Here is a 23,800-nt window from a genome sequence, read left to right on the forward strand (position 1 = left end):
ACACTGATTGCGTGCCACTGAGGTCAATGTGATGACCCTGTTCGAAGCGTCCTTTTACAACGATGAAGCAGCCTTGCTGTTGTTTGATCAACACAAACTGATTGCCGTGAATCAGGCTGCTGTGTCGTTTCTCGGCACCGCAACTGACGATTTGATTGGACGAGATTACCAAGACTTTTTCCCGAATGCCGATTTTGATGATCACGCCGTTGTGCAGGGCATGAAACTGCCCTCCGGTAAGCACTTGTCCGTGGTCAGCCGCCGTCAAACGCTGGGAACCGGTCAGCTGGTGGTGAAAATCCGGAATCCTTTGATGGAGGAACATCACCTGGCATCTGAAGAGCTGGTCGCCGATACCCATCACTTTCGACTCTTGCTCGAAAAACTCAATGACGTCATGCAGGAACTAACCCATTGTGAGAGCTTGGGTGATCTCTATCGGGAAGCCGTGGCTCTCGGGCAAAAGCATCTCGGTTTCGACCGGCTCGGGATATTGTTAGTCGACCATGAAACGCAGGAGCAAGTCGGCACTTGGGGTATCGACACGAATGGTCAACTGGTTGATGAAAGCCGGTGGCGAGGCCCACTGGAAAACACAGCCTGGCTGGCGGAAGCGATCCGAAATCCGAAATTTTGTCATTTCTGGGATGATGTCGACCTGCTCAACTGGGGAGAATTTGTTGGCCGGGGTTGGAATGGTATGGCCAATCTGTGGGATGGCGAACGTGTCTTCGGTTGGGTTTCAGCGGATAACCTGATTCATCAGAAGCCGCTGACACCCGCCCAGCAACAGGTGTTTCGATTATTCGCGTTGAATATCGGTCAACTGATCGTTCGTAAGCGGGCGGAACTGGCGTTGCAGCAGGCGAATGCGGAACTGGAAAACCGTATAGCGTTGAAAACTCAGGATTTGAATGATCGTTTACGTGAACTGGAATCGGTGCAGCAGCAGCTGATCGAACAGGAAAAGCATGCTTCGCTGGGCAATCTGGTAGCAGGCGTTGCGCATGAAATCAATACACCGTTGGGTAACTCGCAAATGGCGGTTTCCCATTTGCAGTACCTCAGTGGCCATTTGCAAAAGCAGTTCGCGTTGGGTGCGTTGACCAAAACCGAGTTAACGCAATCCATCGTGGAGATTTCCGAAGCCGCCAGTTTGTTGGAGTCTAACTTTCGTCGCGCCGTTGAACTGGTGCGCTCATTCAAACAGCTTGCCACCGACCAAACGGATGAACAAATGATGTTGGTGAATCTACATGACATTATCGCTAACGTGCTGAGCAGCTTTTATAATCAGTACAAAAACCGTCCCCTTTCGTGTTTTAACCAAGTCGCCTGTGATGTTCGGTTTTATTGCGCACCGGCGAAATTAACACAGATCATTACTAACCTGTTGGACAATGGATTGCGACATGCGTTTCCGGCCGATCTTGCGCACAAGGGGCGAATCGGGTTTAGTGCGGAGTTAACTGGTCAGCAGCTGCGGTTGGTTTACGCCGACAATGGTGTCGGCATTCGTCCGGATTTGATCGGTAAAGTATTTGAGCCGTTGCGCACGTCACAGCGGATGGCCACCGTGGGTTTGGGACTGACCATTATTTATCAATTCGTCACGCAGGATTTTGGCGGACAGGTACGCTGTGAAAATACCGAGCCTAATGGTGTGCGTATCTCCTTGGAATTTCCGGTGTTACTCGATTCAAACCAAGAAGAAATTGCCTAGGGCAACTCTGAATAATTCAAATCACCTCAGTCCTATCAGATCGACGGATAAGCAAGGCGTGTGTTGCAGGGAATGGCGAGTCCATTTCAAAACACACAACAAAGCTCAGTCGTCGATCTGAAGGACCCTGGCCGGCAATGTGATTTTTACCTTTTGCTGCGCTGCCACTGTGCATGGCACTTGTTATCGTTGACGCTTATCAACAAGGCGAGACTTGCCAATGGCAAACTGCCCTTTTACTTATTTGGACTAAGATACATGCAGAAACTAACTTGGTTTGTTCTTTCGCGCTGGTATTGGCTGGCGGTAACGTTGGTCGGTGTGTCGCTGGAGGCTGTCGCGCTGTTTTATCAGCACGTACTTGGCGAGCCACCTTGCGTGTTGTGCATTCATGCCCGTGTTTGGGTGTTGCTTGGTGTGGTCATGGGGATAGTCGGACTGATTGGCAATCGCGTCAAAGCAGTGCGATTGACCGCACAGGTTGGTTTGATTGTGGCCTTGATTGGGTTGCTCAACCGCTCTTGGATTTCGGTCTTGGTTGAACGCGGACTCTACGATGGTCAGTGCGGCATGGACCCGGGATTTCCCGCTTGGTTTTCACTGGATACCTGGTTCCCGCAAGTGTTTGAAGTGTGGACCATGTGTGGCTACACGCCAAAATTTCTGTTTGGTTTTACCATGGGTGAAGGCTTAGTGTTTGCTGCGATCAGTTTGCTGATCATAGCACTGGGTGCGTTGGCTCTGATGGTCATGCCACAACGCCGCTAACCTTTCCGGTTTTGCGGTTTACATTTCAGGTTTTGTTCAGGCATTCCGACGTAGTCTGGCATTTGTGTTAAAAGAGGTTTGTTTATGAAAACTCGTGCTCTCGTTAGAATGCCAGCGCTGCTGGCCTTGGTCAGCAGCAGCGCTTTGTTTGCTCAGACGTTGGAAGTGGATTGGTTGTATTTTTCCAATAATGGCAGCTGGATTTCCCGTACAGAAACGCTTTCAAATTCAGAGAATAATCTGCATTTGCCGGTGGACAACTTATCTGCCAGTCAGTTCTGGTGGCAAGCAGACAACGCCAATACCCAGGTTGTCTGGGCTCAACCGGACCCAATGGGTTTGCCAAAAGTGGGTGCGCCGGTAGAAATTGACGGTATTGCCGGTTTGTGGTTAATCAAAGATGTGAGCGCCAGTCATCTGGTGCTGCAACAGGGCAAAAACGTCCGTTACTGGCCGCAGTCACAATGGCATTTACTGAGCTGGACGTCTTCACTCGACTACGGCATGTCACTAACCGTACTGCAGCCTGAAAAAACAAAGAACACGTTGTTTTACGCGTGGCAAACGCCCGATCTCAGCGCTGAGGTACGCTATCGGTTAGATGACACCGAAGGGGCTCCCAGCCTCTACCAGGAATTGATCGTGTCCAATTTATCCGATAGCGATTATGCGGCACCGGGTTACAGCTTTGCGCAAGCGTCTGGTCAACCTCCCATGCTGGCCAGAACCATGAGTCTGGAAATGTCGGACATGGCCATCCAAGCGCCAGAAGCCAGCCAAAGCCAGGGTGTGCCAACCTTGATTTCGAAACAACCGATTCAGATTCAAGCGGGTTCTCATGTTTGGTTGCCGGTCTCACAAACTCTGCTTAACTCCGTTGAACGTCTCTACAGCGTTCAATGGGACAGTCGTCAACAGGGCTTGCAGCAAACTCAGTCCAGTTTGAAACTGACGGCTAAGCAGGCGTTGCCTGATCTGGCTGGTCCGGTCAAAATTGGGGTGTTTGATCAGCAGATTGCCTTACTTGAAAGTTATTATCAGCCTTCGAGTGCTAAGGAAGCAGTTTTGAATCTGGGGCAGAGTTCGTTGGTCAGTCTCACCAGTAAACAGGTCCGAGAAGGGCAGTGGAAGCTGACATTGGATAACCGCTCTAATGAACCCGCGACGGTTGATCTCACGGTAAGTCATTGGAATGGCAAGATCAGCCAGCAGATCCCTATGACCGTGCGCGTTTCGGCCAATGATTCGAAGTCCATTGAATTGGAATTGGTGGGCGGCAGTACCATTAAGTTGGCGAAATAGCCGACACTCCTTCATGGATGGGCCAGTTGACACGGTCCATCCTTGAGTCACCAGCAGTCGGCAGGAACGCTTGGCAAGCTTTCCAGTGCCGGTTTGGCGAAGTAGTAACCTTGCATTAACGCCACGCCGATCTCCCTCAGATACACATATTCTTCGCGCCGTTCTACGCCTTCCGCCAGCACTGTAATACCAAGTTCCAGCAACATGTTGACGGTGTTACGAACCACGATCTTTTTATAAGGGTCGGAATCGATCCGGTCTACTAAGTGGCGATCCAGTTTAATAATATCTGGCTGCATGTCGGTGAGCAGGTTTAAACCTGAATAGCCTGCACCAAAGTCGTCGATAGCGGTTGTGAACCCTTGATTTTTATACACTCTGAAAATTTCACTGAGTTTGCCATTGGAGATAGGTTGCTCGGATTCGACGACCTCGAAAATGATCCTGTCTTTATCGACCCCATATTGATCGGCGGCTTTCAGTGTCCGTGAAATGCAGGTTCTGGGGTTGTAGATCGCATTAGGCATAAAATTGATCGACACTTTGGCCTGCTGATCAAGTGCCGCCATCGACTTGATAGCCTGGATCCGGCAAGACTGATCAAAGCTGTACTTGTTGCCCTCGGTGACCCGCGCCAGTACGACAGCCGCACCTTCACCCTGTTCGCCCCGCACCAAAGCCTCATAAGCAAAGATGGTTTGAGTCTGACAATTGATAATGGGTTGGAATGCCATAGTGATGCCAAAGTCGAGGCCCTGATAGCAATTGCATTGATGAGTCATGAGAATCGTTGCCGATGAAGATGTAACACTAAGGTTAGGCGGGAACCTGGCGTTTCGCAAAACCGATCAGTTGAGGTGGGATTGAGTGAGCGTTGTTTGAGAAGCCAGGGCGCCGGGTGTCGCGCTCTTTCGAGCAATACGACAGCCAGCCCGCGCGCCCTTATTGGGGAAACTCCCCATCACAGGTTTGTTGGTCGTTTAAGTGCCGTCCAACACTCATTAACATAGCTGGAAAGTTCTAAAAGGAAAGCGGCGGTTACATATTGGTACAACTCTGTTGACGGCCGTCAATAAGACCACTGTTTAGCCTGTCTTTTCAGTTCAAACTCTGTTTTAACGGTGGTTTATGCTGTCCGTTCGGCTTTGGTCAATACCGCCTTGCTAAATTGCCACTATTATCTGTGAGTAACCTAATTGCGCTGTGCGGCGAAAAACGTACACTTTGTTCGCATTTTTGCGTTTACCTTTTTTGCTGGTAGTCAGCTCTCTACAGGAATCTTTTCGAATGGCTTTGCATACTGTTGAAAAAATTGGCGGCACTTCAATGTCTAATTATCCCGCGGTACGGGACAACATTATTCAAATTAACCGTTCACAAGCGCAGATGTACAACCGTGTTTTCGTTGTCTCAGCCTACGGTGGCATGACCAATCGATTGCTGGAACATAAGAAAACCCGAGAGCCGGGTGTTTATGCTCTGTTTGCCAATAACGATTCAGACTGGCAATGGAGTGAAGCTCTGACCGATACTGCAAAGGCGATGCGCGAATTTAACGCAACCTTGTTTGAACAACCACATTTATTGAAGCAGGCGGATCAGTTTATTACTGAACGTATGGAAGGCATCCGGTCTTGTTTGCTGGATCTGCAGCGTGTCTGCTCTTACGGGCATTTCCAGATTAATGAACACCTGGCAACCGTGCGGGAAATGCTCGCCGGCGTTGGTGAAGCGCACAGTGCATTCAATACCGCATTGCTGTTGCAGTCGGAAGGGATCAATGCGCGCTTTGTCGATTTGTCCGGTTGGCGCGAACCGGATAACCTGCCACTGGATGAGAAAATTATTTCTGTTTTTTCCCGTTACGATTTGGCGAACGAGATGCCGATTGTGACCGGCTACACCCAATGTGAAGAAGGGTTGATGAACACTTTCGATCGCGGTTATTCGGAAATTACGTTCAGTAAAATTGCGGAATTGACGGAGGCTCGCGAAGCGGTGATTCACAAGGAATACCATTTGTCGACCGCAGACCCAATGGTGGTCGGTGAGCAAAATGTCAAACCTATTGGCCGAACCAACTACGATGTGGCTGACCAGCTATCATTGATCGGGATGGAAGCCATTCACCCGAAAGCGGCAAAAGGTTTGCGCAAGAAAAACATTCCTCTGCGGGTTAAAAACACGTTTGAACCGGATCACGACGGTACCTTGATCACCAACGACTATCGTTCTAAAACACCGCGCGTTGAAATCATTGCGGGGATTCGCCATGTGTACGCGGTGAACGTGTTTGATCAGGATATGGTTGGGGAGCCGGAACAGTTCTTAGAAATTCAGAAACTGGTGATGGAATTCAACGTGCCGTTGTTGGCCAAAGAACACAATGCGAATACCGTGACCTTATATCTCGATACCGGCCTGAAAGTGGTAAAACGTATTCAGGCACGCCTGGAACGTCATTTCCCGAATGCGGAAATGAGCAGCCGAAAAGTGGCGATGGTGTCGGTTATCGGATCGGATATGAACGTACCGGGTATTCTCGCCAGCCTGTCCACGGCCTTAGCGGCAAAAAACATCAATATCATGGCTATTTACCAAAGTATCCGGCAAGTGGATGTGCGAATTGTGATCGAAGAAGACCATTATGAAATGACCATTGCGGCACTGCATGAAGCGTTAATTGAAGAGCATCGGTACACCGTCAGCGTCGCGTCCTGACGCTACGAACTCTGTCGCGGTGAGCGACAGAGTTTTTCTGCAAAAGCGAGTATCCGACTCGCTGACTTCGACGGGCCCTTAAATTAAATCGCCACACACCTGATTCCGACCGGCTTTTTTTGCGGTCATCAGGCGTTGATCAGCCAGGAATATGAGCTGCTCAATCGATTTATTCTGTTGCCAGGCAATGACACCGGAACTGATGGTCACTGGCCGTTGCATCTTGCTCCACTTCAACTCCGATACCTGCTGACGCAGCCTGTCCAATGAGTACATGGCATCGTGCGTCTCGGTTTCCGGCATCAGCACCAGAAATTCTTCGCCACCAAATCGGGCACACAGGTCCGTTTCGCGGAAACTCTTGCGGATAACGCTGGCTAACCGTTCCAGTACTTCATCGCCATATGCGTGACCGAAGGTGTCGTTAATGCGCTTGAAGTGATCTATATCGATCATCGCAATGGTAAAGGTCGAGTGATAGCGCTTGGCATGATGATGCATTTGCTCAAGTCGTTCCATGGCATAGCGACGGTTGTAGAGGCGGGTTGAAAAATCTCGGGTGTCAGCCTCTTCCGCGCGATGCTGCAAGGCGTGAACATCTTTCATCAAATCGCTGACGTCAGTCAGAAAGAGGATCGTTTGTTTGCTTCGGTGCAAACTCCATTGCACCCATCGCGTTTGGTGGCTGAAGGCGATACCTATATAGCGGTCGGTAATCGCATTACTCAGGATGTCCTGCAGGCTGATGGTTCGGAAATGTCGATTGGTCAGTCGAATGCTTTGCGTCGTCAGCAAAGCGTCATCGAACTGTGTGTTGGCCTTAAGCAGGTTCCCAAACCATTCGAGCGCTAAAGGAGATGCGGCTTCGATGACCTGCCGGTTATTGAAAGCAATGGCTGCTGTGTTGGGGGGCAGCTGCTCAAAGTTCATGGCTTGTGTATTCCCGGTCGAGGCGGAAGAGATGACAGTGCTCATATCGGTTGAGTTCCTGTTCAGGACTCCTCAACAGCAAAAGAGGGTCGGTTTTTCCAAGTAGTTCACACAAGTATAGCGAAAAATTTGCTTGCTGGTGGTTTATTACACTAGGGTAAAAGCATATTTTGGAGAGTATCACTATGAAAAGTTGGGTTTTTTCACAGCAGCAGGTCGTTTTCTGCCTGTGCTCCGTTCTTCTGATCACCACCAGTACCGCTAAAACCGAACTCTACGGGGAGGCGAACGCGTTTGGGCAGTTTCAGACGAATGCCGATGGTTCCGCCTTTCAGGTGGCTGGGTATCTCTCTGAGTTTGGTTTTCGTAATGAGGAAGCAGTTTCGGAGTCGATGAAGGCCCATTTTGATGTGCGTTTCAGCTACAGTGCCATGGACACATGGTACGTATTTACACGTCACGGTCGGGTTGGGCTGTCCGGTCAGCATGGACGATTGGATTACTTTTTCGGCGAGTCACCACTGTCGGCAACGAATGACTATATGCGTTTAATGAATCAGGACCCAGATGCGCTCAGTAGCGCCTTCAATTCCAGTGCCGCCTCTGCTTTGAGCTTGCCAGTCGGGCTGGGTGCCGTCGATGGCATCTGGTATCGGTCACCCAAGGTCTCGGAACAGTGGTTTTTTGACGCTGCCCTAGTGCCTGCCGAAGTGATTGGTGGTGAAACCGGACTTTCATTCGCTGGCCACTTCGAGGATGGCCAGACGAAAGCCAGCCTGGCGTTTGAAATCAATGTAGAAACACCGAATAGCCAGTTGTTGCGAGCGATCGGACAGCGGCAATTCCAGCGGGTGCAGTTGGGGCTGGGCCTGCAGGCGAGTAGCCACAGTGATACCGATAGTTCCGCACGCAGTTATTTTGCTTTTGCCTATGTGCCGGTCACGATAGGGGCAGTTGAAACACGCGCAAAAGCGCTAATGTCGCTGAATCAAGTGACCGATATCAATCAAAACCAGACGTCGCAACTGTATTTGAGTGCTGTGGATGAATATCCGCTATCGAGCCGGATATCCCTATACGGCTTTGGTGAGCTGGAGCTGGCAAACGATCTGCAAGATGCGACCAGCTACGTTGGCGCGGGTTTGCGCATGGTATTTTAAGTCAGTCATATCGCGGGTAGTTTGCGGAGCCATCCTTGCCGCAACCGGTTTATTGGTTTGGAAACAGTGACCGGGAAATGACCTGCCATTGGGTTTGCCAATCTTGCGTCGGTTTCCGCTTAAACTCACTGCGCACGAACTGATTGATTTTGCCTTCAGCAAAGGTAAGCAGCAGATTTGCAGCTTGCGTTTGCGTAATCGTAGGCCGCAAACCCTCGCGGATCTCGGCTTCTCGGATTACCTGCTTTAATTGCATTTCCAGTCGATCAAAGACCTGTATGACGCGCACGCGCAGGCGCTCGACGTCACCTGCCAAAGCATCACCAATAAGTATGCGGCACATGCCGGGGTTACGTTCCGCAAACGCCAACAGCAAGGTTAAAATGGCTTCGCAGCGGGGCACTGCGGCTTCTTCTTCCTGCAAAATCATTTTAACCCGTGAAAATAAAGTATCTTCAATGAAAATGATCAGCCCTTCGAACATCTTAACTTTGCTGGGAAAGTGACGATACAGCGCCGCTTCAGATACACCAACCGCTTTCGCCAGCTTGGCGGTGGTGATGGTCTGCCCCGGGTTGGTTTCCAGCATATGCGCAAGAGCCTGCAGTATCTGGTCGCGTCGGGATGTGGCTTCTGTCATCTCAGTCATCGATTACCCCTCCGCTGTATTGGTAATGAGTGTGCCGACACCTCGGTCTGAGAAAATTTCCAACAGGGTGGCATGCGAGACCCGTCCATCAATGATGTGGGCACTGGTAACACCGCTGTGTACTGCGTCCAGGGCACATTTGATTTTGGGTAACATGCCGCCGTAAATGGTGCCATCGGCAATCAGGTCATCCACCTGCTGTGTGGTCAATCCGGTCAGGATGTTGCCTTCTTTGTCTTGCAGACCAGCAATATTGGTCAGCAGAATTAATTTTTCCGCGTCCAGAACTTCAGCCATTTTTCCGGCGACCAGATCAGCGTTGATATTGTAAGACGCTCCGTCTGTGCCGACACCGATGGGCGCAATAACCGGGATATAGCGACCAGCGCTCATGCGTTCAATAAATTCACGGTCGATGCTGGCGACTTCTCCGACATGACCGATGTCGATGATTTCAGACTTTTGCAGGTCCGGGCTCAAACGGGACACCTTCAACTTGGTGGCTCTAATGCAGTGGGCATCCTTACCGGTTATGCCGAACGCTTTGCCACCGGCTTGATTAATCAGGGACACAATGTCCTTATTGACCAAGCCGCCGAGAACCATTTCGACTACGTCCATGGTTTCAGACGTGGTCACCCGCATGCCATTGACGAACTCGCTTTTAATGGCCAGTTTGTCAAGTAGCTCACCGATTTGCGGACCACCGCCGTGCACCACGACCGGGTTGATACCTACGGTTTTTAGAAGCACGATATCGCGCGCAAAACCGGCTTTCAGTTTCTCGTCCACCATGGCATTACCGCCGTATTTGATAACCACGGTTTTACCTTGGAAGCGCTGCAGGTAGGGCAGAGCTTCATGAAGAACTTTGACGAATTCGCGACTGTTTGAAATATCCAAGGACATAGGTTTCCATTTGTGATCGGATTAACGGCTCGGCGGTGTCAAGACACCGCCAACAGGAGACAACATTTTTGTCGGAGCATTGGCGGCACTGATGGGCCGCTGAAACTCCGTTACGTTAAAATGGAATCTGTAACTGGCTGTCGACACCCAGCAATTGCTGTTTAAACAGATTCTGGATTTTCCGTAAAGAGGCTTCGTTATCGGCCTCAAAGCGGCATACTATTTTGGGTGATGTATTGGACGCTCGTACCAAGCCCCATCCGTCCTGGAAATCGACGCGCACGCCGTCAATATCCGTCACCTGGCCACCGCTGAATTGACCATTGCGTTGCAACGCTTCGATGACGCGGAATTTGCGCTCATCGGATGTGGCAATGGAAAGCTCAGGTGTTGAAAGATCCTGCGGCAACTCATTAAACAGCGTGTCTATTGTTTCGTTTTGGCCGGCCAGTATTTCGATTAAACGCGCCGCAGTGTACAGAGCGTCATCAAAGCCATACCAGCGGTCTTTATAGAAAACATGACCGCTCATTTCACCGGCCAAAACGGCTCCGGTTTCGCGCATCTTTCGTTTCATGAATGAATGGCCAGTTTTCCACATGACCGGTTTGCCACCAAATCCGATAATCAGGTCTTTTAACCGGCGTGAACTTTTAACGTCAAACAGAACTGTGCCGCCCTGATTGGTCTGCAATACTTGCTTCGCCAAGAGCATTAACAAGCGATCTGCGTAGATGATTTTGCCACTGTTGGTGACGATGCCCAAACGGTCGCCGTCGCCGTCAAAGGCAAGACCCAAGTCGGCACGCGTTTCAACCACGGTGCGTGTAAGATCCTGCAGGTTTCGCGGATCGGAAGGGTCCGGGTGATGGTTTGGAAAGTTACCATCGATATCGCAAAACAAAGGTAACACGTGACAACCGATGCCCTTAATTAGTTGAGGTGCCAGCGTGCCAGCAACACCATTCCCACAGTCAATCACAATTTTGAGTGGTCGCTGTGCTTTTACATCGTCACAGACTCGGGCCAGATATGCACTAGATACATCTTGGGTGGTAGTGTTGCCGGTGCCGGACAGGAAGTTCTGATTTTCAATACGATGGAACAAGCCTTTGATTTCGTCTCCGGCCAGCGTATTACCGCCAATGACAATTTTGAAACCATTGTGGTTACCCGGGTTATGGCTTCCGGTAACCATGACACAGGAACTGACTCGCAAATGCTCGCTGGCGAAGTAACAGACCGGCGTAGGTACAACGCCGATATCGATCACATCGCGGCCACTGGCTGCCAGGCCACGAATCAAGGCTTGAGATAATTCTGGGCTGGACAGTCGTCCGTCGCGCGCAACGATGATGGTTTGTTCGCCTCGATCATAAGACTCAGAACCAATCGCAAGGCCAATTTGCATGGCCGTATCATTGGTCAGTGTTTGTCCAGCGATGCCCCGGATATCGTAAGCGCGGAATATTTCTTCACTGACATTGATTTGCGCTTTGGCGCGCGGTTGTTGTTGCATACCCAACAGGTCGGCGTCGCCATCCATCATTGGCACATCGAAGTTTTCCACTTCATCGGCGTTCACCGGTTTGCTGATACTCAGGTCCAGTACGCTGGCCTGTTGGTTTGGATCGTTGGACTTAACGCCTTGACGACCCATGCGCATCCGGTTAATGGTTTTGGCCAGAGTACTGAAGATGGCGAATTCAAAGTCGCTGGTCGCGCTTTTCTGACCGGTGAGCAGGTTCTGCACTAGCTTCGCGAAGGTATTGGCATCGTGCCGCAGTGCCAACTGCAAGCGTTGGCCGGTGAGCAGGATCGGTAAGATACAGATTATGATCAGAGCACCGAAGAAAACCCAAATCAGACCGGTCGACAGGATGGACGCGAAAGCCAGTTCATCGGCAGGCTGGAAAGTCAGTGTCCAGTTCGGATTATTCAGTCTCAGGTTAATGAGTTCGTTGGTATTTTTAGCGCCATAAGTGACCAGGGTTTGTTTGGGCGCACCTTCAAACTGTTGTTCGATGAGCAGGTTACCTTTCGTACCATCGATTCCGCCCAATTGGTTTGCCAGGTATTCCAGGGACTGTGCAACAGCGACGGTGCCGATCAGTCGTCCTGAGCTATTACGGACGGCCTTCACACTTTGTAGATAAGCCGTACCGTTGTATTGGTGAGCTTCGATGCTGAGGTTTTGACCCTGTTCAGCGCGGGTGATCATGTCGAGCCCGGCAAAGCTCAATGGTGGGTTACTGGTGTTGTCCTGCGCCGCTTCTCGAACCGGAAATACGTGAACCGTGAGTGCATTGGGAATCTGGCTGACGATGAATTGCTCTGCTTCACGCAGCTGTGCCGGATCACCAATACTGATTTGGTCGATGACGATCGGACTGGAGGCGATTTGAGACATTAACGCATTGTGCTGATCCAGCACATTGTTAATGTAGGCCTCGTACTGGTTGGCAATACCATCAATTAACGCAGCGCGATGACGGTCGTTGACCGGCGCCGCTTGAGTGCTGACCAGTAGATAGGCCGCAGCAGCCAGCGCAATTACGATGATGCCTATCGGCAGCATTAAGAATGACAATATACCTTTATTGCCAGAGGTCGGTTTACTGCGCGCCGCTTTTTGTTTAGCGGGTTTCTTTTTGGCCACAAAAATGCCCTCTTGGTCTTATTGGGTTCGATGTTGGCAACGCTGCAGGTTTGAGTGATGTGTTCAGAACAGTAATCAGTCAGGCAGCGATCATCCGGCGACAAATTATTTGTCAGTTAATGCTTACTTTAGCTGAACAATGGCCGAGCGTTAATAGGCACGGCCGCTTTTCGATAAAAATAGTCAGGGCTTACTTCGCCGCGCAGGTCCGTCAACCGTGTCCGGTACTGCCAAACCCACCGGCACCTCGTTCGGTGTGTTCAAAGGTATCGACGATATCAAAGCTGGCTTGTACAACTGGCAACAGAACCAGCTGTGCGATGCGATCCCCCGGCTCAATGGTGAAGCTGTCCTGACCCCGGTTCCAGCAAGAGACCATCAGCTCACCCTGATAATCTGAGTCGATCAGTCCAACCAGATTCCCCAGTACGATACCATGCTTATGACCCAAGCCTGATCGGGGCAGGATGGTCGCTGCTAAGCCTGGGTCTTCGATGTAGATAGCCAAGCCGGTTTTAATCAGCTCCGTTTGTCCGGGCTCAAGTGTTAACGGCGCATCCAGTACAGCCCGCAGGTCCATCCCTGCAGATCCATCGGTCCCGTAACTGGGCAATGGAATCTCAGTGCCGACACGTGGGTCGAGGATTTTAAGTTGCAGTTTATGCGTCATTAGTTGTATCCATCGTGGTTAATTGGTTGAGAATAAATCGGGCGACGTCGAGTTTGCTGGCCGGTCCAAAGGTTACGGTTTGAGATGCCGTGACCCAGAGTATTTCGTTTTGGTCGGCGCCGAAGCCAATGTCCTGTCGCGACACATCATTGGCGACGACGGCGTCGACGTTTTTTTTAGTCAGTTTTTTATGCGCGTAGTCCGCAACATTCTGTGTTTCTGCAGCGAACGCGATGACTCGTTCTGGACGCTGTGGATGCTGCGCGACCGTGGCAATAATGTCTGGGTTCTCTTGCAGTGTGAGGTTTAAATCAGTTCCCTGACCGTCTTTTTTCAGCTTCTGGTTCGCCGCTTGTGCGGGTCGGTAGTCAGCTACGGCGGCGGTGCCAATAAAAACATCGCAGGAATCCAGCTGCGCCAAGGCTTCGCGCAACATATCGTCTGCGCTGGTGACGTTGATACGCTGAACGCCAGCGGGCGTTGGCAAGTTCACTGGTCCGGCGATCAATGTGACGGATGCGCCAGATTGAGCCGCGGCCTCTGCCAAAGCAAAGCCCATTTTTCCGCTACTGTGGTTCGACAGATAACGAACCGGGTCGATGGCTTCTCGGGTAGGCCCGGCGGTGATGACTATGTTCTGATTGAGCAGCGATTGTGATGGCTGCATCAACGACAAACTCATTTCAAACAATTGATTGGGTTCAAGCATGCGTCCGAAGCCCACATCACCGCAGGCCTGCTCACCACTGGCGGGTCCGAACACCTGCAATTCCGGCAACGCTTCCTGAAGTGAGGCCAGGTTTTTCTGAGTGACCGGGTTGAGCCACATTTTTTCATTCATGGCCGGTGCCAGCACGATGTTAGCGGTCGTTGCCAGACATAATGTCGTGAGCAGGTCGTTCGCCATGCCGGCGTTCATGCGCGCAATGAAATCCGCAGTGGCCGGCGCAACGATTAACAGGTCCGCCCACCGAGCCAATTCAATATGGCCCATGCCCATTTCGGCATTTTCATCCAGCAAACTCTGACTGACAGGGTTGCCAGACAGGGCCTGCAGAGTAAGCGGGGTGATAAATTCGGTGGCGGCGGGTGTCATGACAACGCGGACTTCGGCTCCGGCTTTACTGAATAGTCGTACCAACTCTGCAGATTTATAAGCGGCAATGCCACCGGTAATGCCTACCAGCACGCGTTTGTTCTTTAAGGACTGTTGGCTTTGCGAAGATAGTGCGTTCATAGACTATTAAACATCCGATCAATTAATTCGCGGGCTTAGAGCCGGGTAACCGTTGTTGAGTTCCTGCGCGAATTTGCTATCGTGGCGGCAACGTTCCGGCGCAGCTCAGGATGGGCAGAATACCACAGCTCGGAACGGATTGGATTGTTGCCAACAAAAGGAATGACCATGTCTATTAAACAATGGCCTGAAGCATTGCGGCCAAGGGAAAAACTATTGGCCCAAGGGGCTGCCACTCTGTCTGATGCCGAGCTGTTGGCCATCTTTTTGCGAACCGGGATCCCCGGGTTGGATGCCGTTGGGTTAGCACAGTCGATCTTAAATCGCTTTGGCAGTCTGGCGCAGTTGTTTGCCGCCGACCAGCAGCAGTTCTGTGAAAGCCAGGGATTAGGGCCAGCGAAATTTGTGCAATTGCAGGCGGTACTGGAAATGGGGCGCCGGTATCTTAAGGCCGATTTATTGACCCGGCCGTCTTTAACTTCACCTGCCGATACCCGTCAGTTTCTGCTGGCGCAGATGAGCGGATTGAAGAGTGAACAATTTGGCTGCATCTGGTTGAACGCTCAGCATCAGGTGATTAAATTTGAAACACTGTTTAACGGCACCATTGACAGTGCTGCGGTGTATCCCCGGGAAGTGGTCGCTGCTGCGTTAGGTTGCAACGCTGCAGCGGTCATTCTGGCGCACAACCATCCGAGCGGCATCGCAGAGCCCAGTCAGGCGGACCAGATGATTACCCAGCGGCTTGAAAAGGCGTTGCAGACCATCGATGTTCGGCTTTTGGATCATATGGTCGTCGGCCAGGGGATTGTCGTCAGCTTTGCGGAACGAGGGCTGCTTTAGTCCCGCAAAGAAGTCAGTATAATGAGCGTCTCCCTGGGGAGGGTACGCTTTGTAAGGTCTTGTAATCAAAGCGGAATCAGAACAAAAAAACAGCAATATCACTTGAGCTTGGACCTTTGTTCTGGTATAAATCGCGCCTCTTTGAATCAGGGCCCCAGGTCCCAACGATTTTAGTTTGAGTTTTAATCGTTTTGAGCATCGCATACAAACCGGTTAAAGCGCTGTTTTAGTCTCACGCGAACTGTTGTAAAACTGTTAGTGCGGAGACAATCAGTCATCTGATGATGTTACTGCACTGTAAACGGCTCGTGCTGAAATCTAAAACTCCTGTGGTCGAATTAACTATTGTTGAATGCGGTGTCACCGACAACTGGAGGCGACAGAAATGTCTAGAGTTTGCCAAGTTACAGGTAAGCGTCCTGTAACCGGGAATAATGTTTCCCACTCACAAATTAAAACTAAGCGTCGGTTCTTACCGAACCTGCACACTCACCGTTTTTGGGTTGAGGGTGAAAAGCGCTTCGTTAAACTGCGTGTATCTTCAAAAGGTATGCGTGTCATCGACAAGCGTGGTATCGAATCAGTATTGGCTGATTTGCGTGCCCGTGGTGAAAAAGTTTAAGGAGCCTGACTCATGGCACGTGATTTGATCCGTTTAGTAAGTTCAGCTGGTACTGGTTATTTCTATACCACTGACAAGAACAAGCGTAATACTCCAGACAAACTGGAATTCAAAAAGTACGACCCTAAGGTTCGTAAGCACGTTATGTTCAAAGAAGCTAAAATCAAGTAATTGATTTAGATTCTCGAAGAACCCGGTTTATACCGGGTTTTTTTATGCCTGCCGTATTCTGCGACGGGATGATTGGGAGATAAGAGAGCTATCGAATTGATCTGATAATCTCTACCAGTGTTTCCAGCTTGCGATTGGACAACTGGCGATAGTCAAAGTAAGGCGAAACGATCAGCTTGGCGGTTCGGTTGAGGTAGAAATGCTCATTAACCGCGTCACAGCGCGCCAACAGTCCCAGATGTTCTGCGTAGGACTTACCGGTGATGAGGTGTATAGCTTTAGAAGACTTGCCCAGTAGCGGCTGTGAAAACAACAGGGCCTGTTTACTGCCGCGCTGTAACAGACGGCCTTCGCGATACTGTTGCCATTCACCTTCAAAGCCAGGTTCAAGCTGGTGCATCAGTTTGGCGTATAGATTGAATATTTTTCGCCAGTGGTTACCGGTTTGCTGCACGATGGACGCAATGTCCCCTGGCTTCATCGGTTGCAGGTCTGAATGTCTGGGATGCTCGTACACACCCGGAGTGTTGCCGATATAAACGGCGAATTCAAATGCAGGGTCACCATAGCCAGAATGATTCGGTGGCATGTTGCGTATGGGCATATTGCGTGTCTGTTTGATCTTAGAAGCTATGATTCTGCCTGAAAGCTCCGGCCACACCAATTGTTATACAGTCGTCCTTTCCATTTTGGAATTGATTATTTCACTTGCAGGGCGCAGACATTAAACTAACCATTCGTAAACTGTTGAAAAATTGATCGTCTTTGAGGGAGTGACAAACGACGTGGTAATCGCGACTTTTCGAACCATACTGTTTTATCTGGCCAGTGTGCCCTTTACGATGATCTGGGCAGCCATCTTTGGCCTGTTTGCCTATTTGATTCCGTATCCAACCCGTTACCATGTAGTTATTGGCGGTTGGGCTAATGTGATGCACTTTTTTACGGTCTATCTGTTGGGTATTCGGGTGCGGGTACACGGTCGGGAGAACATCCCCGAACAGGCGTGCGTGATCATCTCGAATCATCAGTCTGCTTGGGAAACCTACTACATGCAGCATTTGTTCAAGCCACAATCCCAAGTAGCCAAAGCCAGCCTGCTGAAAATTCCGTTATTTGGCTGGACCTTTGGCATGATGAAGCCGATTGCCATTGATCGAAGTAATAAGCGTCAGGCCATGGCACAAGTGATTGAGCAGGGTTCGCAGCGTATTGCTGAAGGTTGTTCGGTACTCATATTTCCCGAGGGAACGCGTTCAGAGCCTGGCTATCCATTACCATTCCGAAAAGGCGGTGCTGTGCTGGCAAAAACGGCGGGCTGTGCCATTGTGCCAGTCACACACAATTCCGGTTCATTCTGGTTAAACAAATCATTCGCTAAAAAAGCGGGCGTAATCGATATCTTTGTACATCCGGCAATCGAAACCAAAGATCGGGATCCGGTTGAGCTGATTGTCGAAGCTGAGCGAATAATTACAGCCCAGTTGTCAGCGATCTCAGATCGAAATGATCGGATTTTGCATCAGGAAAACGAACAAGCGACCGTGTAGGTCGCTTATAAGTAAGGATGCTGGCGCTAAATGAATATTTAGCGTTGCGAATCAATGGCTGCCTGAATCTGTTCAATCGGGTAGGCCCCTTTCAGGATCTGATCACCCACAATAAATGCTGGCGTACCGGTAATTCCGAGTTGTTGCGCCAAGGTCGACGTCTGCTGCAGATGCTGTTTCACGTCTGGATGATCCAGCTTAGCTTCCACGGTACTGCGATCAATACCTACTTTTTTCACGACTTTCCAGATATCGTCAGCGGTTTTGAGGCTGTTAACGGATAATAGTGCCCGATGCAGTGCTTCATACTTATCCGGTTCAGTCAGGTTTACCGCTAAGGCAATTTGAGCGGCAAGGTCTGATGTTTCGGTCAGAATAGGCCACTCTTTATAGACAACTTTCAGGTCAGGATTATTGGCCACCAGCGTTTGTAAAACCGGGTTAACGCGCTTGCAATAACCGCAGTTGTAATCGAAAAACTCAATCAGCGTAACAGTGCCTTCTGGGTTGCCGCCAACCGGATCTATCGCATTGTTGAACAGCATGTCTTTCATGTCGCTGAGTGCAGCGGACTCTTTTTCAGCCTTTTCCAGTTCGGCGCGTTCCTGCAGCAGATAGATAGCGTCCGCGATGATTTCCGGATTTTCCATGATGTATTCATGGACAATCTTTTCAATATCTTCTTTGTTGTAGTCTTCGGCTTGCACGCTGCAGGCGCTGGTGGCGATGACACAGGCTGCCAAAGCTGTGCGCGTCAGAAATTTAGGTTTAAACATGAATACTCCAAGCGTGGTTATAGGCGTCAGACTCAGGCGATGGTCAGAAGTTCCCGGACCTATTGGCCGAAGCGTTGGGCGCCGGCCAGCAAAAAATGTCGTTCAGCTTCTGTTGATGATCGCCCCAGTACCTCGTTGCGGTGAGGGTAACGTCCAAAGCGTGAAATAATATCGCGATGCTGTTGGGCAGACGAGTAAAACCCTGTAATGATTGCGTCAGCACCGGAAACTTCGGCCTTAATGCCTTCCAGCAGTTTTAAAGCCCGGTCCTGCGCGGCCAGATCTTCGCTGTGCACCAGGGGGAGCACTGCAAAGGCTTGCTGGCAGGCGGGTAATGACGCAAAGATGCCTTGCTGCCATCCTGCGTCAGCCCAACTGAGCGCTGAAGGGTCCCAGGCAAAGGCTTCCCGCTTGCCTCTAAAAAGATTGCGACTGAACTGATCAATGACAATGATGGCGGCCAAGATCGCTGGCCCGGTTTCTGGCCAGTCTTCAGGGATGCCTACCGTGGTCAGCTGGTGATGCAAATGGCCGAAGCGCTGGCGGATTTCCTGATCAACCGAGTCGCCACCGGAAAACCACTTCTTTTTCTGACTATCGTCGGGTATGGCCTGTTCTCCAAACCAGTAATCCAGAACCTGTTCCCACACAGGCTGGTTCATGCCTGCTCTGCCATTTCATCAGCAAAGGTTTTGGGTTTCAGAATCTGACCTGCAATAAACGTCCAGTACACTATCATCAGATCCAACCAGTAGGTGCGTCGCTGCAAGACATCCGCTGCAGACATGGTAGTGGGGTTCTGTTGCGCACAGCTGACCGATACCTGATCGAACAGTTTATCGCCTTCACTGGAAATTAGGGGTAACGCGGGCAGCTTCCGGGTCTGGTCAAGCCACTTGGTGAATAGGGTCATGACTTGCTTGTCCCGTGCGGCGTGTTTGCCAGCCGGAATTTTTCCATCGTCAAATGCCCACAGGTCAATTTGTTGCAGGGTTTGCAGCGCCAGGAATACTGATTTTGCCAATGGCATCATTTTGTGACTGTTGAAATCTTCTGGCCAGAATGGTGCACTGGACGCGCGCCACTTGGCGATCAGCGGGTTGACGTCTTTGAGTTTCTTAGGTTTTTCGTGCATCCCCAGTGCTTGCTCAATAATCGCTTTTTGAGCGCTTAAGACATCAGACGCCTGCTTATTGAGAGCCAAAGCATTGGGTCGTTTCTTTTTCTTGGCGCTTTCTGTTGGTGGAACCAGTGCTTCCGGTTTAATCATTAACTCACCCATGCGATCCTGCAGTGGGATGAGTCGCTGGAACTGTTGCCAGAGTTGTACACCGGCCATTTCAAACAACGGGCCGTCGCCCTGGCGAGTGAACACCTTCTGATAGCCGGTCGTGGTGGAGAGGACCCAGAGAGCTGGCGATTCGATGCGGAACAGAGCCTGCACTTCGTCGGCTTTTTTCTCACTCTTGGCCTCTTTGGCGACCAGTGCCGACCAATTCTTACCCCGCACACGCAGCTTACTGCAGAATTCCACAAATTCCGGCCAATCCCGGTATAACAGTTCAAAGCGTTTCTCGATACGCTGTAAACGTAGTGCTTCTGAAAATCCAACCAACTCTCTGGCGACGTTGGTGCCCCGGGCATTCTGATGTTCGCGCATGGGCAGAACCCAATTGTTCAACAACATAGCCCACGGTTTATAGCGATTACGTAAGGCGTTGTACCACTGCACAAAAAGCCCCCAAGTGCGGCTGTAGAAGGTTGAGGCCAGTGGTGTCATGCGCATAGCGAGCATTCCGACAAACTGTTGCATATTCAGTGCTTCCAGTATCGGCAGGCCCAGTTCCAGTGTGGAGGAGCCCTTTACCCACTGCAGGGGTGTTTGATGCACATTCAGAACGGGGTTTTCGACCAGAATGATTTTATCGATTTTGGGTGCGGACAGGTGATCGGCTAATTTCTCGACCATTTGCCAGAGCAGTTCTTCGGTATCTTTTTCCAGCGGTAAACCTTCTGGTTTGGCTGTTTTAGGCCACAGGATGGCGGCCGGTGCGAATAAGAAAAGGGCAATGATCAATTGGATCAGCGCGGGGATAAATTGACTGCCCCAGGTCGAAAAGGACAGTAACGGCAACATTAGCAGAACACCGATAATGGGCAGCAGGATGTAAGTGGCCACGGCGAATGCGGCAAGAATAATCAGGCTGAGGCGGGTGTCCAGCTCCTCTTCCGGATGGCGGTATTTACTGGCGAAATACTGATCCAGTCCTCCTTGCAGCAAGTGTTTGCGCACGTCATCTGGGCTGTTTTTCTGGTTCACGGCCAGCGCTTGGGCTTTGATCACCAGACCAGCCTGCGTGAGCTCTTTTCCCAATTTCAGTGCAGCGTCCTTGTCCATATTCTGTCTCAGGACCGTACGTCGCCCGGCCATCATATCGGCCAGTTGGGTATCGGTTAGACTAAGCTGGTCTTTCAGTGAAAAGCTGACCGCTGTTTTATTCGTTTCTGGTTTAAAGCCCTCAAACACCAAATGGTAACGTGCGTGTTCCATTAATATCGATCCTCAACCGGCATGCTTCGTTATTATTGGGTAGTAAAACTACCCTAAACCGGCGGTGAATCAAGTGACTTTGCCCCGCTTTGCGCGTTAGTTCGAAGTTTTTGGTGAAATGTGTAACCGCAAGTTTACGTCAGGAATGGGCATTGCGTTGATTCAGGGGTTTGGTTTTTACATGCGTCGGCTATTTACTCAGCAAAAAAACGCCACTGAAAGAGTGGCGTTTTTTGTTTCAAACCTGTGATTGGCGTGGCTGTTTAACCAATGCGGTACTCTTCACCATCTTTGCCAGTAAAATGCTTGCGCTGATCGACACAACGGCAGATGCGTTGACCAGCCCGGTTAGTGGTGATTTCACTGTCTCCACGAACCATGCTGAACCAGTGCGAGTCGGTTTGCTCATCGTTCGCGGCAATCGTGACATCCCCTAAATCCATACTCTTGGTTTCGATCTGGATATCGTCAACGTTCGCTTTATCGCGAGATCCGCGTTTGCCATGAGCGTTGAAGATGACTTCGACATGAAAACCATCTGCATTCTTCAGCACGATAGAAGTCGGGTTTTCTTTGTGGCCACTCAGGGCAACAAATTGTTTAGGTTGCTTTAAACCTGCCTGGCTGCCGTCTTCAAAGAAGGCCAACAGGTGCTGGTAGTAAACCACATAGTTGCGGACATCTTTGTGGGACCCTTTGGACAGGGGGAAAACCTTATCCAGAAAGTTTTTGGAGTAATCCATCATTTGCTGAATGCGCGCATCGTTTAACGAGCTGATCAGCGTGACTTCTTCTTTAATGAAGCTTTCGAATCCTTGGCTAGATTCCATGGCTTGAAGTGTGCTAGTTGATAAGGCAGTCATCGTTATTCTCTCATGTCATTTAGTGGTAACGCTCAGCTCTGCGACTTTCCGTTTTACGCTGTTGATTATGCCAAGCCTAAATCGTTATCGCTTGGTTGGTAGAATAGGGTATATTTCACTACAATTTCACAATAAAAATTTCACAGTGTGAATTTTACAAAATGAAAACAAGCAAAAGCCTGATCCGTCAGTCCCATTTCCTGGGCACCAAAATCCGTAACCTGCGCAAACGCAGCAATCTCACCATGGAAGACCTGTCCGCCCGCTGTGTGCGAGTAGACCCGGAATCTGCACCGTCGGTATCCTATCTATCGATGATTGAACGCGGTAAACGGGTACCGAGCGTGGACATGCTTGAAGTCATTGCTGCGGTGTTTCAGAAAGATGTTGAGTGGTTTCTGGACGATGAACCACAGAGTGAGGCCATTGCCCCGGTAAAAAGTGACAGTAAGGGTGGCATTCTGGGCATGCCTTTAGAGCCGAGCTTTTTGTTTTCCAACGATATTCTGCAAATCGCCATACCGGAGTTGTTGTCACAAGCTGGGGTGTCAGGTCGACAGTTCGCGCAGTTGCTGATTCGAGCGTATCAGGAACATCACCAGAACCATTTCCCTGATCTGGAGCGAGCGGCGGAAGATGTGGGTAAAAAACGAATGCCGCTGACGGTTGATGACTTGCTGATGTTGGTGAAGCAGCAAGGTTTGGGCATTCAGTGGATTAAACAGCCGCCCAAAGGGGTCATTGATGAGTTGGGGGTTTATTCCAAAAACATCATTTCATCGTTTCTGGAAGATGGGACCCTCTACCTCAATGAAGTACTGAAAGATTTTCCAACCCGGCTGAAATACGAGTTGGCCGTGCATATAGGTCATTGCGTGCTGCACAGTCGCGATGGCTACCAAACCGTGAAGGCCGTTGGTGGCAGTCACGGTGGTAAGTTCAATAAGGCAGGTGATATCAACACCGCCTCCGGCTCGGTGAACGCCAAAAACATTCTCCGGGCCTGGCGGTCTTTTGAATCCAGTTTTTTTGCCGGTGCGCTGCTGTGTCCCCGTGTCCCGTTCCGCCAGTTGCTGGACCGCAGCGGTTATGAAATTTCGGTGCATAAACAGGTACAGGTTTCCGCTTCTGTCGCCATGCGCCGGATGACTGCCGTGTCACCCTATTCTCATTGGCATTATTTCGATGCCTATTCACCCGGTAAACTGAAGGCGGTGTATCGTGGCAACGGGATTCCGCTACCGTGGGGTAATATGCGAGCCATTGAAGACCCGTGCCCGCAATGGGCGGTGTTTAGAAAAATCAATGAGCCCTCTACCGAGTCGAGTGCGCAGATCTCTATTTTGGATGTGAACGGCCAGCCCAGGTTGTATTGTTGTGAATCCGTGAAGGTGAAAGACATGGCCGGTAACGACCATGTGCTGACGGCGGGTATCGACCTGATCCCAGCGTTGGAAACTCAGGGTCGGAATGCGCTGGACATTGCCCACTCGCTGAAGGATGCCTGTGTTCGCAAAGGCGGTGTGGCAAACATACCAAAATCTGTCAAAACCGAGTTGGCCAGTGTCGCGAAAATTCTGAATATCAACTGGATAGAGCGCGGTATTGAGTCGCCAGCTCAGCTGATCTGTTCGCACAGCAGCGGTTGCCCGCGCGATCCGGATTGCTATAAACGCTGTAAGTAAACGGGCGCTTT

22 protein-coding genes are annotated in these 23,800 nt (G+C 50.5%); 10 read left to right on the top strand and 12 right to left on the bottom strand.

The features are described from left to right. Positions 1–31: 31 nt before the first annotated feature. The 3 genes from IYN85_RS12025 to IYN85_RS12035 all read left to right on the top strand — a co-directional run bounded on the left by IYN85_RS12025 (position 32) and on the right by IYN85_RS12035 (position 3,793). Positions 32–1,723 carry a sensor histidine kinase gene (locus IYN85_RS12025; protein WP_196159126.1) on the top strand — a complete coding sequence of 564 codons (1,692 nt, stop codon included), beginning with the start codon at positions 32–34 and terminating at the stop codon, positions 1,721–1,723. 258 nt (positions 1,724–1,981) lie between these two features. After that, positions 1,982–2,491 carry a disulfide bond formation protein B gene (locus IYN85_RS12030; RefSeq protein WP_196159127.1) on the top strand — a complete coding sequence of 170 codons (510 nt, stop codon included), beginning with the start codon at positions 1,982–1,984 and terminating at the stop codon, positions 2,489–2,491. An 84-nt stretch (positions 2,492–2,575) separates the two neighbouring features. Beyond that, on the top strand, positions 2,576–3,793 hold the full coding sequence (locus IYN85_RS12035) for a hypothetical protein (RefSeq protein WP_196159128.1): 1,218 nt from the start codon (positions 2,576–2,578) through the stop codon (positions 3,791–3,793). Positions 3,794–3,840: 47 nt separating this feature from the next. Here the strand turns inward: IYN85_RS12035 and IYN85_RS12040 are convergent, their stop codons facing one another. Further along, complete coding sequence (locus IYN85_RS12040; protein ID WP_196159129.1) at positions 3,841–4,575, bottom strand: EAL domain-containing protein; 735 nt, start codon at positions 4,573–4,575, stop codon at positions 3,841–3,843. A 505-nt stretch (positions 4,576–5,080) separates the two neighbouring features. Between IYN85_RS12040 and IYN85_RS12045 the strand changes: the two genes are divergently transcribed. Then, positions 5,081–6,514 (top strand): aspartate kinase, encoded by a 1,434-nt coding sequence (locus IYN85_RS12045; RefSeq protein WP_196159130.1) that lies wholly within the window; start codon positions 5,081–5,083, stop codon positions 6,512–6,514. Between the two features lie 78 nt (positions 6,515–6,592). On the opposite strand, the gene IYN85_RS12050 is transcribed toward IYN85_RS12045, so the two are convergent. Further along, positions 6,593–7,489 (bottom strand): GGDEF domain-containing protein, encoded by an 897-nt coding sequence (locus IYN85_RS12050; RefSeq protein WP_196159131.1) that lies wholly within the window; start codon positions 7,487–7,489, stop codon positions 6,593–6,595. Positions 7,490–7,629: 140 nt separating this feature from the next. Between IYN85_RS12050 and IYN85_RS12055 the strand changes: the two genes are divergently transcribed. Beyond that, the gene (locus IYN85_RS12055) at positions 7,630–8,604 is read left to right on the top strand and encodes a hypothetical protein (protein ID WP_196159132.1); all 975 of its coding nucleotides are present in this window, start codon (positions 7,630–7,632) and stop codon (positions 8,602–8,604) included. Positions 8,605–8,653: 49 nt separating this feature from the next. Here the strand turns inward: IYN85_RS12055 and slmA are convergent, their stop codons facing one another. The 5 genes from slmA to coaBC all read right to left on the bottom strand — a co-directional run bounded on the left by slmA (position 8,654) and on the right by coaBC (position 14,728). Continuing rightward, on the bottom strand, positions 8,654–9,253 hold the full coding sequence (slmA, locus tag IYN85_RS12060; protein ID WP_196159133.1) for a nucleoid occlusion factor SlmA: 600 nt from the start codon (positions 9,251–9,253) through the stop codon (positions 8,654–8,656). Between the two features lie 3 nt (positions 9,254–9,256). Then, on the bottom strand, positions 9,257–10,162 hold the full coding sequence (gene argB / locus IYN85_RS12065; protein WP_196159134.1) for an acetylglutamate kinase: 906 nt from the start codon (positions 10,160–10,162) through the stop codon (positions 9,257–9,259). Between the two features lie 115 nt (positions 10,163–10,277). Then, positions 10,278–12,821: a hypothetical protein gene (locus tag IYN85_RS26390; RefSeq protein ID WP_370592193.1), complete on the bottom strand. Its 2,544-nt coding sequence runs from the start codon at positions 12,819–12,821 to the stop codon at positions 10,278–10,280. A gap of 211 nt (positions 12,822–13,032) precedes the next feature. Continuing rightward, positions 13,033–13,491, bottom strand: coding sequence for a dUTP diphosphatase (dut, locus tag IYN85_RS12075; RefSeq protein WP_196159135.1), 459 nt, complete (start codon positions 13,489–13,491; stop codon positions 13,033–13,035). Beyond that, positions 13,481–14,728, bottom strand: a complete 1,248-nt coding sequence (coaBC, locus tag IYN85_RS12080; protein WP_196159136.1) for a bifunctional phosphopantothenoylcysteine decarboxylase/phosphopantothenate--cysteine ligase CoaBC — start codon at positions 14,726–14,728, stop codon at positions 13,481–13,483. The genes dut and coaBC overlap by 11 nt, the downstream gene beginning before the upstream one ends. Before the next feature lie 168 nt (positions 14,729–14,896). On the opposite strand from coaBC, the gene radC reads away from it, so the two are divergent. From radC to rpmG, 3 genes are all read left to right on the top strand, one after another. After that, a complete protein-coding gene (gene radC, locus IYN85_RS12085; protein ID WP_196159137.1) occupies positions 14,897–15,571 on the top strand; it encodes a DNA repair protein RadC in 675 nt (224 codons plus the stop codon). A gap of 385 nt (positions 15,572–15,956) precedes the next feature. After that, on the top strand, positions 15,957–16,193 hold the full coding sequence (gene rpmB, locus IYN85_RS12090) for a 50S ribosomal protein L28 (RefSeq protein ID WP_196159138.1): 237 nt from the start codon (positions 15,957–15,959) through the stop codon (positions 16,191–16,193). Positions 16,194–16,205: 12 nt separating this feature from the next. Then, positions 16,206–16,364 carry a 50S ribosomal protein L33 gene (gene rpmG / locus IYN85_RS12095; protein ID WP_196159139.1) on the top strand — a complete coding sequence of 53 codons (159 nt, stop codon included), beginning with the start codon at positions 16,206–16,208 and terminating at the stop codon, positions 16,362–16,364. An 88-nt stretch (positions 16,365–16,452) separates the two neighbouring features. Here the strand turns inward: rpmG and IYN85_RS12100 are convergent, their stop codons facing one another. Beyond that, positions 16,453–16,968 carry a hypothetical protein gene (locus tag IYN85_RS12100; RefSeq protein ID WP_196159140.1) on the bottom strand — a complete coding sequence of 172 codons (516 nt, stop codon included), beginning with the start codon at positions 16,966–16,968 and terminating at the stop codon, positions 16,453–16,455. 181 nt (positions 16,969–17,149) lie between these two features. Here IYN85_RS12100 and IYN85_RS12105 point away from each other — a divergent pair, with 181 nt between their 5' ends. After that, the gene (locus IYN85_RS12105) at positions 17,150–17,914 is read left to right on the top strand and encodes a lysophospholipid acyltransferase family protein (RefSeq protein ID WP_196159141.1); all 765 of its coding nucleotides are present in this window, start codon (positions 17,150–17,152) and stop codon (positions 17,912–17,914) included. A gap of 38 nt (positions 17,915–17,952) precedes the next feature. Here the strand turns inward: IYN85_RS12105 and IYN85_RS12110 are convergent, their stop codons facing one another. The 4 genes from IYN85_RS12110 to IYN85_RS12125 all read right to left on the bottom strand — a co-directional run bounded on the left by IYN85_RS12110 (position 17,953) and on the right by IYN85_RS12125 (position 22,104). Next, positions 17,953–18,690 carry a DsbA family protein gene (locus tag IYN85_RS12110; protein WP_196159142.1) on the bottom strand — a complete coding sequence of 246 codons (738 nt, stop codon included), beginning with the start codon at positions 18,688–18,690 and terminating at the stop codon, positions 17,953–17,955. Between the two features lie 59 nt (positions 18,691–18,749). Further along, complete coding sequence (locus IYN85_RS12115) at positions 18,750–19,352, bottom strand: DUF924 family protein (RefSeq protein WP_196159143.1); 603 nt, start codon at positions 19,350–19,352, stop codon at positions 18,750–18,752. Beyond that, entirely contained in the window at positions 19,349–21,241 is a 1,893-nt protein-coding gene (locus tag IYN85_RS12120) for a hypothetical protein (protein WP_196159144.1), read from the bottom strand. The genes IYN85_RS12115 and IYN85_RS12120 overlap by 4 nt, the downstream gene beginning before the upstream one ends. A gap of 263 nt (positions 21,242–21,504) precedes the next feature. Then, entirely contained in the window at positions 21,505–22,104 is a 600-nt protein-coding gene (locus tag IYN85_RS12125; protein ID WP_230390681.1) for a malate synthase, read from the bottom strand. Between the two features lie 161 nt (positions 22,105–22,265). On the opposite strand from IYN85_RS12125, the gene IYN85_RS12130 reads away from it, so the two are divergent. Beyond that, positions 22,266–23,789, top strand: coding sequence for a DUF3612 domain-containing protein (locus tag IYN85_RS12130; RefSeq protein ID WP_196159145.1), 1,524 nt, complete (start codon positions 22,266–22,268; stop codon positions 23,787–23,789). Positions 23,790–23,800: the final 11 nt, after the last annotated feature.

Origin of the sequence: Reinekea sp. G2M2-21, from assembly GCF_015687175.1 — a bacterium.
In the GTDB taxonomy this organism is placed as follows: Bacteria; Pseudomonadota; Gammaproteobacteria; order Pseudomonadales; family Natronospirillaceae; genus Reinekea.

Bases quoted from the DNA above. Each gene is read 5' to 3' on its own strand.
- argB (WP_196159134.1), bottom strand. From the start codon at position 10,162: ATGTCCTTGGATATTTCAAACAGTCGCGAATTCGTCAAAGTTCTTCAT.
- IYN85_RS12125 (WP_230390681.1), bottom strand. From the start codon at position 22,104: ATGACTGCCTTATCAACTAGCACACTTCAAGCCATGGAATCTAGCCAA.
- IYN85_RS12110 (WP_196159142.1), bottom strand. From the start codon at position 18,690: ATGTTTAAACCTAAATTTCTGACGCGCACAGCTTTGGCAGCCTGTGTC.
- IYN85_RS12045 (WP_196159130.1), top strand. From the start codon at position 5,081: ATGGCTTTGCATACTGTTGAAAAAATTGGCGGCACTTCAATGTCTAAT.
- IYN85_RS12030 (WP_196159127.1), top strand. From the start codon at position 1,982: ATGCAGAAACTAACTTGGTTTGTTCTTTCGCGCTGGTATTGGCTGGCG.
- rpmG (WP_196159139.1), top strand. From the start codon at position 16,206: ATGGCACGTGATTTGATCCGTTTAGTAAGTTCAGCTGGTACTGGTTAT.
- slmA (WP_196159133.1), bottom strand. From the start codon at position 9,253: ATGACTGAGATGACAGAAGCCACATCCCGACGCGACCAGATACTGCAG.
- IYN85_RS12100 (WP_196159140.1), bottom strand. From the start codon at position 16,968: ATGCCCATACGCAACATGCCACCGAATCATTCTGGCTATGGTGACCCT.
- IYN85_RS12130 (WP_196159145.1), top strand. From the start codon at position 22,266: ATGAAAACAAGCAAAAGCCTGATCCGTCAGTCCCATTTCCTGGGCACC.
- IYN85_RS12050 (WP_196159131.1), bottom strand. From the start codon at position 7,489: ATGAGCACTGTCATCTCTTCCGCCTCGACCGGGAATACACAAGCCATG.
- IYN85_RS12040 (WP_196159129.1), bottom strand. From the start codon at position 4,575: ATGACTCATCAATGCAATTGCTATCAGGGCCTCGACTTTGGCATCACT.
- coaBC (WP_196159136.1), bottom strand. From the start codon at position 14,728: ATGAACGCACTATCTTCGCAAAGCCAACAGTCCTTAAAGAACAAACGC.
- rpmB (WP_196159138.1), top strand. From the start codon at position 15,957: ATGTCTAGAGTTTGCCAAGTTACAGGTAAGCGTCCTGTAACCGGGAAT.
- IYN85_RS12055 (WP_196159132.1), top strand. From the start codon at position 7,630: ATGAAAAGTTGGGTTTTTTCACAGCAGCAGGTCGTTTTCTGCCTGTGC.
- IYN85_RS12115 (WP_196159143.1), bottom strand. From the start codon at position 19,352: ATGAACCAGCCTGTGTGGGAACAGGTTCTGGATTACTGGTTTGGAGAA.
- IYN85_RS12120 (WP_196159144.1), bottom strand. From the start codon at position 21,241: ATGGAACACGCACGTTACCATTTGGTGTTTGAGGGCTTTAAACCAGAA.
- IYN85_RS12025 (WP_196159126.1), top strand. From the start codon at position 32: ATGACCCTGTTCGAAGCGTCCTTTTACAACGATGAAGCAGCCTTGCTG.
- radC (WP_196159137.1), top strand. From the start codon at position 14,897: ATGTCTATTAAACAATGGCCTGAAGCATTGCGGCCAAGGGAAAAACTA.
- IYN85_RS12035 (WP_196159128.1), top strand. From the start codon at position 2,576: ATGAAAACTCGTGCTCTCGTTAGAATGCCAGCGCTGCTGGCCTTGGTC.
- dut (WP_196159135.1), bottom strand. From the start codon at position 13,491: ATGACGCATAAACTGCAACTTAAAATCCTCGACCCACGTGTCGGCACT.